The following is a 14068-nucleotide window of genomic DNA, read 5'->3' on the forward strand; positions in this document are numbered from 1 at the left end:
CGCTGTCCTTGCATGTCTGGGGGTCAGAGAGTGCGGCCGATCCCGCTCCGTTTGAGCTGTTGCATCGCCGACTTGGCGTTCTCGTGGTGCGGGTTCAAGGCCAGAACCTGATCAAAGGCTTCAGCCGCGCGCTCAAAATCCCCAAATTCCTGCAGCATGACCCCAAGGCCGAAGATCGCATGGTAATTGTTCGGGTTCAATGCCAGCGCGCGCTCCAGATCATCCAGCGCCGGTCCGTAAAGCCCGGCCTTGTAATAAGCCGTCGCACGGGCGTGCCAGCCCTCGGCGAAATCGGGCGCGTGATCCGTCAGCGCCGTAAAATGATCAATGGCTTTTGAATTATCTTCTGCTTCCATGGCATCGCGCCCGCGGGTAAGCAGTAAATCCATGGCCGCAGATCCAGATCGCCCCCACAGCAGTTTCAATTCCCGATCCAGACGCTTTGCTTCCGATTCGGGGGCCTGTTGCAATTGCTGCAATAATTCCGCTTCGGTCTGTTGTGCATGCAATGGCGCAACATAGAGCAACAAGGCGACAAGTGCCGTAACGATACGTTTGAGGATAACCGGTTTCATAGCCATAACACATGTGAATGTAACAGGCGTGCAGGGCAATTCCAGACCCCAGACACGCAGATTGGCAAAAGGGCCTGATGATGAGCGATATTGTGAACCAAGCTGTAACAGTTCTGAACGAAAAACTGGCGGGTGCGGATTTCGGCGGGACGGCCAAATTCGTGATCTCCGGCGAGGGCAGCGTGATGATGGACAGCACCGGCGCGCGCGCGGCGGATGAACCGGCGGATGTGACGCTGACCTCTGACGCGGATACCTTCCAATCGATCCTGTCGGGTGACACGAACCCGACCAGCGCCTTCATGTCCGGCAAGCTCAGCGTTGACGGTGACATGGGCATGGCAATGCAACTGGCCTCCGCGCTCGCCTGATGGCTCTGACCCCCGCCCCCTTTCTGAGCGATATTGCCTATGGCGCGGCGGGCGGGGCCGCGCATTGGGTGACCGCGTCGGATGACATCCGCATCCGGGTTGGCCACTGGCGACCGGAAGCGGCCAAGGGCACGGTGCTGATGTTCCCTGGTCGCACCGAATTTATCGAAAAATATGATCGCTGTGCGGCGTCCTTCGCGACACGCGGCCTGGCAAGCATGGCGATCGATTGGCGCGGACAGGGGCTGGCGGATCGCCTCCTGGATAACCCGCTGATCGGTCATGTCGGCCATTTTACCGACTACCAGAAAGACGTGGATGCCATGGTGCGCACCGCGCGTGAGCTGGACATGCCGCGCCCTTTCTTTCTCTTGGCGCACTCGATGGGCGGGGCCATCGGCTTGCGGGCCGTGATGGAAGGGCTTTCGGTTCAGGCGACGGCCTTTTCCGCCCCGATGTGGGGCATCTATCTGGCGCCGCATCTGCGCCCGATGGCCTGGGCGCTGAGCCATTTGATGCCCCGCGTCGGTCAGGGGCACCGCCTGCCCCCGGGCACCCAGATCGAACACCACGTGTTGACGGAGGGGTTTGACGACAATCTGCTGACCCGTGACCGGGCCCAGTTCGAGATGATGCGCAAGCAACTCGAAATCCATCCTGAGCTGGCACTTGGCGGTCCCAGCTTTGTCTGGCTGCGCGAGGCGCTGTTGGAAACCAGACATCTGGCCAGCCGTCCCGCCCCAAACCTGCCCTGCGTGACCTTCCTGGGCACCAATGAGCGCATTGTCGATGTCCCTTCAATCCATCGCCGCATGGCGTCCTGGGCGCGCGGACGTCTGGAACTGGTTGAGAACGGCGAACATGAGGTGCTGATGGAAAGCGATGCGGTCGCAAATCCGCTGTTTGACATGATGGCAGATCTCTTTCGCAGCGGCGGCCACGGCTAGGCTCTGGGCAAATGGGCTGAGCCCGCTAAATTGGCCGGTATGAAGACCAGCCCCGCCCTGACTTTCACCGACCGCGGCATCTATTGCGCCGCTGGCGATTTCTACATCGACCCCTGGCGTCCCGTGGACCGGGCACTAATCACCCATGGCCATGCCGATCACGCGCGGGGCGGGCACGGCAGCTATCTCGCGACGCATGCCGCCCTGCCGGTGATGCGGCACCGATTGGGAGAGATCGATGCCCAGGGGGTTTCACTTGGCGAGGTCCTGCAGATCGAGGAGGCGACGGTGTCTTTTCATCCCGCGGGGCATGTGCCGGGGTCGGCGCAAATCCGGGTCGCGGTCGGCGGCGAGGTCTGGGTGGCCTCTGGCGATTACAAAACCGAAAACGACGGGCTGTCGGAAGCCTTCGAGCCGCAGAAGTGTCATCACTTCATCACCGAATCCACCTTTGGCCTGCCGGTCTTTCGCTGGCAGCCGCAAGCGCGGGTCGCTGAGGACCTGAACGCCTGGTGGGCCGCCTGCGCTGCGGCTGGCAAAACCGCGTTTCTGGGCGCCTATGCTCTGGGCAAGGCGCAGCGCTTGTTGACGATGCTGAACCCGGAGATCGGACCGATCCTGGCCCATGGCGCGGTGGAGGCCACAAATACCGTTCTGCGCGCGCAAGGGGTGGCGTTGCCCGCAACGGTGCCGGTCACGGCAGAAACGGATCCCAAAGCGCAGAAAGGCGCCTTGGTGCTGGCCCCGCCTTCGGCTATGGGCAGCGCCTGGGCGCGCAAATTCGGCCCGCAGGAAAGCGCCTTTGCCAGCGGCTGGATGCAATTGCGCGGTGTCAGGCGGCGGCGCGCGGGCGACCGGGGGTTTGTGATCTCGGATCATGCGGATTGGAGCGGGTTGCTTGACGCAATCAAAGCGACAGAGGCCGAGAACATCTATGTCACCCACGGCTACACCGATGTTTTCGCCCGCTACCTGACGGAGAATGGATGGAACGCGCAAGTGGTGCCCACCGAGTTTGAAGGCGAAAACCTCGACACCGAGGGCCCGGAATGAAACGGTTTGCCCAGCTCTTCAGCGCCATCGATCAGAGCACGAAGACCACCGTGAAGGTGACCGCGCTGGCCGCCTATTTCCAAACCGCGCCGCATGAGGACCGGATGTGGACCATGGCGCTCTTTTCAGGTCGTCGTCCCAAACGCGCGGTGACCACCACCAAACTGCGCGAATGGGCGTCGGAGGCGGCGGACATCCCGCTTTGGCTCTTTGAGGAGAGCTATCCGATTGTCGGCGACCTTGCCGAAACCATTGCACTTGTCCTGCCCGCAACCGAGACATCGAGTGACCGGAGCCTGTCGCAGTGGATCAACGCGCTGCGCGACCTGTCAGCGGTTGAGGAAGACGCCCGCAAAGCCTTTGTCCTGAAGGCCTGGGCAGAGTTGGGCGGCACCGAGAGGTTTGTGTTCAACAAGCTGATCACCGGCGGGTTCCGCATGGGCGTCAGCCAAAAACTGATGACCCGCGCGCTGGCACGGGCCACGGACAAGCCCGAAGCGGAACTGGCGCATCGGCTAATGGGCAACTGGCACCCCGATGACACCACATGGGAGGCGCTGATTGAGGCCGAAGACGCCTCCGCAGATGCCTCGCGGCCCTACCCCTTTTACCTCGCGTATGCGCTGGAGGACACGCCTGACGCTCTGGGCGACACCCACGACTGGCGGGCAGAATGGAAGTGGGACGGCATTCGCGGCCAGCTGATCCTGCGGGACGGGGCGCATTTTGTCTGGTCGCGCGGCGAGGAGTTGATGACAGACCGCTTCCCGGAACTGGCGCGCGCGGTGGACTTCCTGCCCCCCGGCACGGTGCTGGATGGCGAATTGCTGGTCTGGCAAGCCGCCTCCGACCGGCCCGACAGCTTCAATGCCTTGCAAAAACGGATCGGGCGCAAAACTGTGCCGAAAAAGCTGTTGTCAGAAACGCCGGTGGTCCTGCACGCCTATGACCTTCTTGAATGGCAGGGGCATGATCTGCGGCAGACGCCCTTTAGCGAGCGGCGGCACCTGCTGGAAACCGCCTGCGCGGCCCTTCCCCCCGACGCGCCGGTCCGGCTCTCTCCGCAACTGGATTTCGAGAGTTGGGACGATCTTGCCGAGTTGCGCAGCGTCGCGCGGGACGAGAATGCCGAAGGGATCATGCTGAAACGCAGCCAAAGCCCCTATCTGGTGGGCCGCAAGAAGGGTGATTGGTGGAAATGGAAGCTTGATCCGCTGACCATCGACGCGGTGATGATCTATGCGCAGGCGGGGCACGGGCGGCGCGCCAATCTCTTCACGGATTTCACCTTTGCGGTTTGGAATGGCAACGATCTGGTGCCTTTCACCAAGGCCTATTCCGGCCTGACGGATGCGGAGTTTCGTGAGATCACCAAATGGGTGCGCAAGAACACGCTGCAGCGCTTTGGCCCGGTGCGGCAGGTGACGCCACATCATGTCTTTGAAATCGCGTTCGAGGGTATTCAGGCCAGCCCGCGCCATAAATCTGGCGTTGCCCTGCGGTTTCCGCGTATGTCGCGCTGGCGGCAGGACAAACCGCTGCAGGAGGCCAATACATTGGACGATTTGAACGATATGCTGAGAATTTATGGATAAGCCTGACGCCGGAATGCCCCCCGCACCGCAAGCGCCGCTGAAACTGGCGCCCCCCGGGGCCTGTGATGCGCATGTGCATCTTGTGGCGGGGGCAGGTGAATTCCCGCTTTGGGAGGGGCGCGCGGAAAACCCTGCCCCAGGACCCACCCTTGAGGGTTGGTTGGAGAAGTTTCGCACCCAATTGAAAACGCTGGGGTTTTCGCGCGGTGTGATCGTGCATTCGATCCTCTATAGCACCGACAACAGCGTCACCGTGGAGGCTGTGCGCCGGATGGGCACGGGGTTCCGTGGTGTCGGTCTCTTGCCGGATGGCGCGTCAGAGCAGCAGATGGACCAGTTCGTCGAATGGAACATCTGTGCGGTGCGCCTGAACTACGTGCATGGTGGCGTGCTCACTTGGGAGGGGGCCAAGGCGATGGCGCCTGCGCTGGCGGAACGCGGCCTCCACATTCAGATGCTGTGTCATTCGGATGACCATATGGCGGAGCTGGCGGCGGATGTGCGCGGCCTGAATGTCGATGTCGTCTTTGATCACATCGGCTGGCCCAAGGATGCGTTAACCGCGCAGTCCGACGGGTTCCAGACACTCTGCGGCTTGTTGGCCGAGGGCAAGGCCTGGGTGAAACTCTCCGCGCTTTATCGCATGTGCGCCGCTCCCTATGATGCAGCCGACCCACTAGTCGCGGCCCTGATCGCGGCCAATCCGGAACGGTGCCTCTGGGGGTCGGACTGGCCGCACCTGATGCTGGCCGGGGCCAGCATGCCACAGGCCGCGGAGATGCTGAACGCGCTTGATCGTGTGATCCCCGATGACGCCACCCGCCAACGCATTCTGGTGGACAATCCTGCTGCATTATTCCGCTTTTCGAGAGGCTAACCCGCAGCACCCGGCTTGTCCCTTGCTTACGTGCGCCTTAGGTATAGCGAAACACATATGAGGTCCTTGATGTTCCAACTTCCCTTCCCCGTCCGTGACGCCAATGCAGCAGGGGCGGCCAGCCCGTTGGGCGACCTGCCAGAGTGGAACTTGGATGACCTCTATACCGGCGAGGATGCGCCAGAGCTAAAGCGCGATCTGGACTGGCTGGAGCAGGCCTGCGCCAGCTTTGCCGCAGATTACGAGGGAAAATTGGCAGAACTGGATGCGCCCGGGTTTCTGGACTGCGTGCTGCGCAATGAAAAGATCAATCAGGTCGCGGGACGCATCATGTCCTTTGCAGGCCTGCGCTATTACCAGCTGACCACGGATGCCGACCGGGCGAAATTCATGTCCGACCTGCAGGAAAAAATCACCAATTTCACCACCCCACTGGTGTTTTTCACCCTGGAGATCAACCGGCTGGCCGATGATCACCTGGACGGGCTTTATGCCCAGAACGCCGACCTTGCGCGCTACAAACCTGTTTTCGACAAGGTGCGCGCGATGAAGCCTTATCAGCTTAGCGATGAGCTGGAAAAATTCCTGCATGACCTCGGCGTGGTCGGCGACGCCTGGGAACGGCTTTTTGATGAAACCATCGCCGGTCTGGACTTCGAGGTGGAGGGCGAGACGCTGAACATCGAAGGCACGCTGAACCTGCTGACCGATCCCGAGCGCCCCAAACGCGAGGCCGCCGCGCGCGAGCTGGCAGAGGTCTTTGCCGAGAACATCAAGACCTTTGCGCGGGTGCACAACACACAGGCCAAGGAAAAAGAGATCATTGACCGGTGGCGCGGGATGGAGACGGCGCAGCTGGGCCGCCATCTGAGCAATCAGGTGGAGCCAGAGGTCGTCGAAGCGCTGCGCAATGCGGTGGTGGAGGCCTACCCCAAGCTCAGCCACCGCTACTATGAGCTGAAACGCAAATGGCTCGGCCTCGACAAGATGCAGGTCTGGGACCGGAATGCGCCGCTGCCGATGGAAGACAATCGCATCGTCAATTGGGATCAGGCCGAGAAAACGGTGATGGAGGCCTATAACGCCTTTGATCCGCGCATGGGCCAGATCGCAGAGCCGTTTTTCCGCAAGGGCTGGATCGATGCCGCCGTTAAACCGGGCAAGGCGCCCGGCGCTTTTGCCCATCCGACCGTGACCAACGTGCACCCTTACGTGATGCTGAACTACCTTGGCAAACCGCGCGACGTGATGACACTGGCGCATGAATTGGGCCACGGTGTGCATCAGGTGCTGGCCGCCGAACAGGGTGAGATGCTGTCCTCCACCCCGCTGACCCTCGCCGAAACGGCGTCGGTTTTTGGGGAGATGCTGACCTTCCGCAAAATGCTCGATGGTGCCAAGGATCCCGCGCAACGCAAAGTGATGCTGGCGGGCAAGGTCGAGGATATGATCAATACCGTGGTGCGCCAGATCGCGTTCTACGATTTCGAGTGCAAGCTGCACGCTGCGCGCCGTGGGGGCGAATTAACCCCCGAAGACATCAATGCGCTGTGGATGTCGGTGCAGGCCGAAAGCCTTGGGCCTGCCTTTGAGTTCATGGACGGGTACGAGACCTTCTGGGCCTATATCCCGCATTTCGTGCATTCCCCCTTCTACGTCTACGCCTATGCCTTTGGGGACGGGTTGGTGAACGCGCTCTATGCGGTTTACGCAGAAGGCGACGAGGGCTTCGAAGAGAAGTATTTCGACATGCTCAAGGCCGGTGGCTCCAAGCACCACAAGGAACTCCTGGCCCCCTTCGGTCTCGATGCCTCGGACCCCGCGTTCTGGGACAAGGGCCTGTCGATGATCTCCGGCTTCATCGACGAGTTGGAAGCGATGGAGGATTGAAGCTGGCAGACCGCTCAGGTTTGCAGCGAAAACTCATCCTTGGCTGACAAAAACCCTTTGACGATCTGATGGATACCCTCGGAGCCGCCTGCAAGGATCAACGCGGTGAAGAGGATATCAACAGCCACAAAGCACTGCAGCTGGTTGAAGATCCCCAGGAAATGCGCGCCGCTGGCTTCCTGGGGCACCTTGACGAACTCCGCCAGAACGGTTGTGCCGGTCAGGGCAACCAATCCCCCCAGGATCGTGGCGGTTGTTGCGGCAAAAGCGGCCTTCTCCGTCGATGTTTTTTCGCGATCCGGCATGGCATTTTGATCGGCGGCGATTTTTGCCAGTTTCGCTTCGCGGATCTGGGTCCTCAAAGAGTGAATGTTTTCATTCTTCGCCTCATTGGCTGTCGTCAAAGCATTCTGATCGGTCATCACCGGAACCGGCTGTTGCACCTCCAGATCAAGGGCGGATTGCAGGATGCTGCATTTGCGCTGCAGGCGCACCACGGCAGCGTTTTCGCTGAGCTCACGCGCCATGAACTTGTTGTTGACGATGACCTCCACCGCCCGTTCGATCAGAAGCGCAAAGAACGCCAGGGCCAGCAAGTGACTGGCCACGCGTTCCGCAAGGTTTTCTTCAAATGACAGGCTGCCAAATCCGAGCGAGGCCGCATATGCAGCGATCAACGCGACGATGGCAACGGCAATAATCGGGGCGATTTTCATGGTCTTCTCCAAATTCGATCTTTCAAACAACGTCGTCTGTGGGTTGAGACGTATCCCAAAAGCGCTGCGACCCGCTGAACGCAAAGGGCGGTGCCACAGCCTATCAAGGTCACTGCCTGTGGCCTAAAACGCCACCGGCAAGGCTCAACCATTGTAAACAGGGGTAAAATGACCCCAGATCACGTTACCTTATTTTCCAGTTTCAATCCACGCTAGAGGTTATTCTGGCATAAAATGCCTCTAGCGGAACGCCAAGGATCACTGCTGCGTCGAGGAGAAACGCCGCCGTAAGACCACGCTCCTTTGCCCTGCAATGCACTTTCATTGCAAGACAGTTTCGCGGGCGCAAAAAAACCCGCCGGACTTGCGTCGGCGGGTTAATGACAAAAAGGTGTTGGCTCAGGCCGTGGCCAACATGCCTTTTTCCTTGGCCAGATCACGCATTTTCTTTTGCAGCTTCTCGAAAGCGCGCACTTCGATCTGGCGAATACGTTCGCGGCTCACGTCGTATTCCGTGCTCAGATCTTCCAGCGTGACAGTTTTATCAGACAGGCGGCGTTGGGTCAGAATGTCCTTTTCGCGGTCATTCAGCACCGACATTGCCTCGGAAAGCAACTCCCGACGCGCCTCAAGCTCGTTACGCGCCTCATAATCGCCAGCCTGGTCGGCGTCTTCATCTTCCAACCAGTCCTGCCACTGCATGGCGCCTTCGCCTTCGGAGCCAACGGTCGCGTTCAGCGATGCATCGCCGCCGGACATACGCCGGTTCATGGAGATCACTTCGTCTTCGGTCACGCCAAGATCGGTCGCGATGCGAGCCACGTTTTCGGGGCGCAAGTCGCCTTCCTCCAGCGCACCAATGCGGTTTTTGGCCTTACGCAGGTTGAAAAACAGCTTTTTTTGACCGGAGGTTGTGCCAAGCTTCACCAGGCTCCAGCTGCGCAGGATATATTCCTGGATCGACGCGCGGATCCACCACATGGCATAAGTCGCAAGGCGGAAGCCTTTTTCTGGGTCAAACCGCTTCACCGCCTGCATGAGGCCGACGTTTGCTTCGGAAATCACCTCAGCCTGCGGCAGGCCATAGCCACGGTATCCCATGGCGATCTTGGCAGCCAGACGCAGGTGTGACGTCACCATCCGATGCGCCGCCGCGGTGTCTTCCTTCTCGACCCATGCTTTTGCGAGCATGTATTCCTCTTCAGGTTCCAAGAGCGGAAACTTCCGGATTTCCTGCATATAGCGGTTCAAGCCGCCTTCCGGTGTTGGAGCCGGTAGATTTGCATAATTCGCCATGAGCACCTCCCAATGTTTAAGGGCTTAACATGAATATGGGGTCTGAACCGATCAGTTCAAGTCGCAGACCGCGGAAATGTTAACGCAATCATTACAATGCATCGATTAATGAAAGACTGACACAAAGCGCCAGCGTTAACATCTCACATGTCAGTGCGCTCACGCAGGCTTGCTGTTTATGTCAAAACGCTCCGCAAATTCCGCAGCAGCGCCGCCAAATCTTCGGGCAAAGGTGCTTCAAACCGCATTTTTTCGCCGCTGATGGGGTGGTCAAAGCCCAAAACCGCGGCGTGCAATGCCTGGCGCGCAAATGCGCGAACGGCCTCATGGGCACCATCCGAAAGGGCTTTTGCCGCCAGTTTGCGTCTTCCACCATAGGTTGGATCACCGACCAGACCATGACCGGCATGCGCCATATGCACCCGGATCTGATGGGTGCGTCCGGTTTCCAGCCAACACTCCATGAGCGCCAGTACCGGCGGCGTCCCATAGCTTTCAACCGTGCGCGCACGGGTCACCGCGTGGCGCCCACCGTGAAACAGAACCGCCTGTCGTTGGCGATCCGTCTTGTGGCGCGCCAATTGGGTGGTGATCTTCAAGATGTTCCCAGCCTCGAAACTCGCCCCCTTTACCCCCCGCAACCGGGGATCGTTGCCATCCGGCACCCCGAAAACAAGCGCGCGGTAGTATCGCTCCACCGTATGGGCTTCGAATTGCGTGGCCAGCCCATGATGGGCGGCGTCGGATTTGGCCACAACCAGCAGGCCGGAGGTCTCCTTGTCGATCCTATGCACGATGCCGGGGCGTTTCAGGCCGCCCACCCCCGACAGAGCGTCCCCGCAATGCGCCAGCAGTGCATTCACCAGCGTGCCCGAAGGCGTTCCCGGTGCGGGATGCACCACCATCCCCGCGGGCTTGTTCACCACGATCAGGTCATCGTCTTCAAAAACGACGTCCAGGGGGATGTTTTCGGGTAGAATATGGCTCTCTTGCGCCTCCTCGACCTCAATCACCACCGCTGCCCCCGCCTGCACGCGCGCCTTGGGGTCGGTGACCACATCCCCCGCCACAGAGACGGCACCATCTGCGATCAGGCGGCCCAGACGGGTGCGCGACAATGCAGCCTCCGCTGGCACATCCCGCGCAAGCGCCTTATCAAGACGCTGCGGCGGTGTTTCGTCGATGATGAAGTGGATTTGGCGGTGCGGCATGCGTAATTCCGAAATGAAGCCCGAAGAAGAGATGGCAGAACCCGCAAACCTGCGCTTTCTGAGACGATTGGTGACGGTGCTGACCGCAACGATGATTGGCGGTCTTCTACTGATCATCGCGCTGATTGTCATCCGCTTCAATGATCGCCCACCGACATTGCCCTCCGAGATCACCTTGCCGGGGGATGCGCGGCCCGTTTCCTTCACCCAAGGGCCGGATTGGTTTGCAATCACGACGGATGCGGATGAAATCCTGATCTTTGACAGGGTCACCGGTCAGCTTCGGCAAAGCATTGCCATCAATCCGACCGATTAACGTGTTTTGGGTGGTACCACCTCCCCGGCTCGAACGGGGGACCTCCTGATCCACAATCAGGCGCTCTAACCTACTGAGCTAAGGCGGCACTATGCTCGATTTATCCGCCCGACCTGCAGATTGCAAGGGGCTTAGAAGCGATAGGTCCAGCTCTGTTCCACCAGATTCTGGCCAAATGAATGCACCGTTTTGCTGCCGATCATCTGCCATCCGGTCGATTTGTAAAGCGCGCAGGCCGCCGCGTGGCTTTCATGAGTCCAAAGCTGCATGTCAGCGTAGCCGCGATCCTTGGCAAAGCGCATGCAGGTCTGCAAAAGTCGCTTGCCCAGCCCTTTGCCGCGCGCCTCCGGCACCAACAGAAACAAGCGCAGTTTTGCGGTCGTCTCGGTCAGCCGGACGCAGAAAATCGACCCCAGCCGCTGGCCGTTCTCCTCCGCGATCCAACCAGCTTCGACACTCGGGTCATGCCCGGCGATGAAATCATCCAAAATCTCCGCCACCAAACTGCCGAAACTGTCATCGAACCCTTCGGATTTTGCATAAAGCGTGCCATGCTGTGTCACCAGCCAATCCCGGTCGGCCGAGGTGAAATTGCGTATCTTGATGTGATCCATCCGGCCACAAAAGCGCATGCCGGCTTGTGTTTCAAGGTCACGCACGCTAGCGATGCCTGCACTTACCTGAGGAGAGCAGACATGGGCATCGATACCGAAAGCGACATTGAGGCAAATCTGCAAATTGGCCCGACCGACAAGGGTATGGTGCGGATCTATGTCGAAGCGGGTGGCGCTGAAATCCCGATGGATTTTTCACCCGATGACGCAGATGAAATCGCCGAAGAGATCTCTGCCGCGGCAAACCGTGCCCGCGCGATGAAACCCGGCCGCCGCTAACCCCAATCCGCGCCCGCCTCCGGATCGCGCAAAACCTGCAGGCGCCGCGCTGCGGTCACTGCCACTTTCTGCACCATGGATTTGCGCCGCGGCGCGGGCAGTTTGTCTTCCGGCCCCATGCGGATGATTTCCGCGCCATAGGCGTCGCCAATGATCAACCCGGTCTCATCGGGCAAAAGGTCGGTTGGAAAATGCGCGTCAACCGCCCAGAAAAACCTGTCACACCAGTCCAGATACCCCTGCCATTTGTGATCAGACTGATAATCCGCGCGGCTCGATTTGCATTCGATGATCCAGACCTCGCCTTTGGGGCCTAGGCCCATCAGGTCCACCCGCAGACCGCGGGAGGGGATCAGCTCTTCTACACTGACAAACCCGTAGCTTGTCAGCAGGCGGGCCGCCCCACGCGCCAACAGCTGGCCCGGTTGGAAATTCTGCGGATCATCATGTGGCATGTCGCAAATATGAACATATCATGAACATCGTGCAAGGATAATCATCCGCCGTTGTCGCTTAGCCCCTTGCCGAGGTCAGCTGGTGAACTTAAGTGGGGTGGGTGACGGGTGCTGCTCTTCGCGTGACTGGTTACATTCCAGTGGCCTTAAGCAAATCCGAGGGAGCTGGCTCTGTCCTGGCCCTGGCCTGGTTACCTGGCGCCCACCTGTATATACAGGTCCTCGGGAATAAATACCAAGACGGCTGTAGCGGGCCCGTCACACCGACCCGCTTTCAAAACGTTCAAAACTTGGCTGGTGCGCAGCTTAGCGGCGCGTATACAGCTTGCGCTTTTCTTCGACGCGCACTGGGATCAGCAGTGTTTCTTGCTGCGGCTGAGCAAACAGATTTCTGAATATTCTAAGGATGAATTCGGACATTTTGCTCTCCTTTGATCTTAAGATGGCATTTCTGAGCCAAATGTCCAGAGGTCAATGCGACATAAATCAAGATTAAACGAAAGAATATGACCGCATCGGCGCGTGCATCATTGGCTGTTACGCAGCGTCAATCTGTTCGCTTCGCGAGCTGTGTGACGGCATAGGCAAACTGAACCCCTGAAAACACGATTCCGTTCAGAATCCAAAACGCGACCGTCGCCATGACACCAATATCCGAGGTGAAAATGAGGTGCCGCAGGTTGGCCACGTTGAAGGCGATGATCATCGCAACGAAAACCGCTGCGACACCAAATCCGGTGAGCCCACTGATGATGTAGAGACGCATGACACGTGGCATGACCGATCCAATCTTACCATTCACGGTTGAGAATCTAACACCCGATCCGCGGTAAGCAAATGCTTCAGAATGCCTCGGGCTGGATTTCGCGCGCCATGTGATCCAGCACGGCGTTGACAAATTGCGGCTCTTTCCCATCGGGGAAGAACGCGCGGGCCACATCGACGTATTCTGTGATCACCACCTTCGGTGGGGTCTCTTTGCCATTCAACTCGGCACCGGCGGCGCGGAAGAGCGCGCGCAGCGTCGGGTCGATGCGGCCCAACGGCCATTTGGCCACCAATGCACGATCGGTCATCTGGTCAATCGGGGCCTGATAGTTCACGGCCCCCTCGACCACCGTTTCAAAAAGCTCAATGTCGCCATCGAGCATTTCCTCACCATCGTAGGTGGCGCCAAAACGGTGATCGAGAAACTCAGCACGCACCGCTTCCACGGTCTGCGCGGAATGCTCCATCTGAAACAGCGCCTGCACCGCATAAAGCCGTGCCGCCGATTTCATTTTGCGGCGCTGATTGCCGGAAAGGTTGCCGTGAAGCGATGTCATGAGGTTGTGGATCCATCTTTTGAACCGGCGATCAGAATCTCCTGCCCTGCTGGCTTGAACCCGATGCCCTTGGATTGGGACGCCCACTTACGAGCCATCGCCACCAGATGCAAGGCCGCCGCCGCCGCCCCACCGCCTTTGTTCTGCCCCTTGACATCAGCACGCACCTCAGCCTGTTCGCGGGTCTCCACCGTCAGGATGCCATTGCCGATGCACAGCCCCTGAAGGCCCAACAATTGCAAGGCACGGCTGCTATCATTGCACACCGTTTCATAATGCGTGGTCTCGCCCCGGATCACACATCCCAGGGCCACGTACCCGTCGAAATTGCTGCGCCGGTCGGAAATGCCGATGGCTGTCGGCACTTCCAGCGCCCCGGGCATTTCGACCAGATCCCAGGTGCCGTCCGCGGCCTCAATCTCAGCCTTGGCCCCGGCCACCAGATTGTCGGCGATGTCCTTGTAGTAAGGCGCGACCACGATCAGGATTTTCACCGGTTTGTCGAACGCCGGGCGCGGCAGGACATAGTGCTGTTCATTGGCGGCCAT

Annotated in this window: 17 protein-coding genes and 1 tRNA gene; 8 read left to right on the plus strand and 10 right to left on the minus strand. The window is 59.5% G+C overall.

Translation table 11 applies throughout. The annotated features are described in order from the left end of the window. Positions 1-23: 23 nt before the first annotated feature. The gene (locus tag Q1A20_RS02990; RefSeq protein ID WP_298970085.1) at positions 24-581 is read right to left on the minus strand and encodes a tetratricopeptide repeat protein; all 558 of its coding nucleotides are present in this window, start codon (positions 579-581) and stop codon (positions 24-26) included. Positions 582-655: 74 nt separating this feature from the next. On the opposite strand from Q1A20_RS02990, the gene Q1A20_RS02995 reads away from it, so the two are divergent. The 6 genes from Q1A20_RS02995 (at position 656) to Q1A20_RS03020 (ending at position 7308) form a co-directional block, all read left to right on the plus strand. Continuing rightward, positions 656-946: an SCP2 sterol-binding domain-containing protein gene (locus tag Q1A20_RS02995; RefSeq protein WP_298970491.1), complete on the plus strand. Its 291-nt coding sequence runs from the start codon at positions 656-658 to the stop codon at positions 944-946. Then, positions 946-1893 carry an alpha/beta fold hydrolase gene (locus tag Q1A20_RS03000; protein ID WP_299403714.1) on the plus strand — a complete coding sequence of 316 codons (948 nt, stop codon included), beginning with the start codon at positions 946-948 and terminating at the stop codon, positions 1891-1893. The genes Q1A20_RS02995 and Q1A20_RS03000 overlap by 1 nt, the downstream gene beginning before the upstream one ends. A 39-nt stretch (positions 1894-1932) precedes the next feature. Further along, positions 1933-2946, plus strand: coding sequence for a ligase-associated DNA damage response exonuclease (locus tag Q1A20_RS03005; RefSeq protein ID WP_299403712.1), 1014 nt, complete (start codon positions 1933-1935; stop codon positions 2944-2946). After that, entirely contained in the window at positions 2943-4541 is a 1599-nt protein-coding gene (locus tag Q1A20_RS03010; RefSeq protein ID WP_299915854.1) for an ATP-dependent DNA ligase, read from the plus strand. The genes Q1A20_RS03005 and Q1A20_RS03010 overlap by 4 nt, the downstream gene beginning before the upstream one ends. Then, positions 4534-5418: an amidohydrolase gene (locus Q1A20_RS03015; protein ID WP_299403700.1), complete on the plus strand. Its 885-nt coding sequence runs from the start codon at positions 4534-4536 to the stop codon at positions 5416-5418. Before Q1A20_RS03010 ends, Q1A20_RS03015 begins: the two co-directional genes overlap by 8 nt. 69 nt (positions 5419-5487) lie before the next feature. Next, positions 5488-7308, plus strand: a complete 1821-nt coding sequence (locus Q1A20_RS03020) for a M3 family oligoendopeptidase (RefSeq protein ID WP_299403697.1) — start codon at positions 5488-5490, stop codon at positions 7306-7308. A gap of 14 nt (positions 7309-7322) precedes the next feature. Here the strand turns inward: Q1A20_RS03020 and Q1A20_RS03025 are convergent, their stop codons facing one another. From Q1A20_RS03025 to Q1A20_RS03035, 3 genes are all read right to left on the minus strand, one after another. Then, the gene (locus tag Q1A20_RS03025) at positions 7323-8024 is read right to left on the minus strand and encodes a hypothetical protein (RefSeq protein ID WP_299403695.1); all 702 of its coding nucleotides are present in this window, start codon (positions 8022-8024) and stop codon (positions 7323-7325) included. Between the two features lie 399 nt (positions 8025-8423). Further along, a complete protein-coding gene (rpoH, locus tag Q1A20_RS03030) occupies positions 8424-9320 on the minus strand; it encodes an RNA polymerase sigma factor RpoH (RefSeq protein ID WP_298970098.1) in 897 nt (298 codons plus the stop codon). Between the two features lie 176 nt (positions 9321-9496). Continuing rightward, positions 9497-10531 carry an RluA family pseudouridine synthase gene (locus Q1A20_RS03035; RefSeq protein WP_299915856.1) on the minus strand — a complete coding sequence of 345 codons (1035 nt, stop codon included), beginning with the start codon at positions 10529-10531 and terminating at the stop codon, positions 9497-9499. On the opposite strand from Q1A20_RS03035, the gene Q1A20_RS03040 reads away from it, so the two are divergent. Next, complete coding sequence (locus Q1A20_RS03040) at positions 10530-10847, plus strand: DUF6476 family protein (RefSeq protein WP_298970102.1); 318 nt, start codon at positions 10530-10532, stop codon at positions 10845-10847. The two genes, Q1A20_RS03035 and Q1A20_RS03040, sit on opposite strands and share 2 nt — an antisense overlap. 11 nt (positions 10848-10858) lie before the next feature. Here Q1A20_RS03040 and Q1A20_RS03045 read toward each other — a convergent pair. Both Q1A20_RS03045 and Q1A20_RS03050 read right to left on the minus strand, forming a co-directional pair. Then, positions 10859-10935 (minus strand) — tRNA-His (locus tag Q1A20_RS03045). 43 nt (positions 10936-10978) lie between these two features. Beyond that, positions 10979-11461, minus strand: a complete 483-nt coding sequence (locus Q1A20_RS03050; protein WP_299916001.1) for a GNAT family N-acetyltransferase — start codon at positions 11459-11461, stop codon at positions 10979-10981. 81 nt (positions 11462-11542) lie between these two features. Here Q1A20_RS03050 and Q1A20_RS03055 point away from each other — a divergent pair, with 81 nt between their 5' ends. Further along, positions 11543-11740, plus strand: a complete 198-nt coding sequence (locus Q1A20_RS03055; RefSeq protein WP_298970106.1) for a DUF6324 family protein — start codon at positions 11543-11545, stop codon at positions 11738-11740. Here Q1A20_RS03055 and Q1A20_RS03060 read toward each other — a convergent pair. The 4 genes from Q1A20_RS03060 to Q1A20_RS03075 all read right to left on the minus strand — a co-directional run bounded on the left by Q1A20_RS03060 (position 11737) and on the right by Q1A20_RS03075 (position 14068). Continuing rightward, positions 11737-12195 (minus strand): MmcB family DNA repair protein, encoded by a 459-nt coding sequence (locus Q1A20_RS03060; RefSeq protein WP_299403684.1) that lies wholly within the window; start codon positions 12193-12195, stop codon positions 11737-11739. The genes Q1A20_RS03055 and Q1A20_RS03060 overlap by 4 nt on opposite strands. Positions 12196-12742: 547 nt before the next feature. Then, positions 12743-12973 carry a hypothetical protein gene (locus Q1A20_RS03065; RefSeq protein ID WP_298970109.1) on the minus strand — a complete coding sequence of 77 codons (231 nt, stop codon included), beginning with the start codon at positions 12971-12973 and terminating at the stop codon, positions 12743-12745. Between the two features lie 64 nt (positions 12974-13037). Then, positions 13038-13520 (minus strand): transcription antitermination factor NusB, encoded by a 483-nt coding sequence (gene nusB, locus Q1A20_RS03070; protein WP_299403681.1) that lies wholly within the window; start codon positions 13518-13520, stop codon positions 13038-13040. Next, a complete protein-coding gene (locus Q1A20_RS03075) occupies positions 13517-14068 on the minus strand; it encodes a 6,7-dimethyl-8-ribityllumazine synthase (protein ID WP_299915859.1) in 552 nt (183 codons plus the stop codon). Before Q1A20_RS03075 ends, nusB begins: the two co-directional genes overlap by 4 nt.

It is taken from the genome of uncultured Roseobacter sp. (genome assembly GCF_947501835.1).
In the GTDB taxonomy this organism is placed as follows: Bacteria; Pseudomonadota; Alphaproteobacteria; order Rhodobacterales; family Rhodobacteraceae; genus Roseobacter.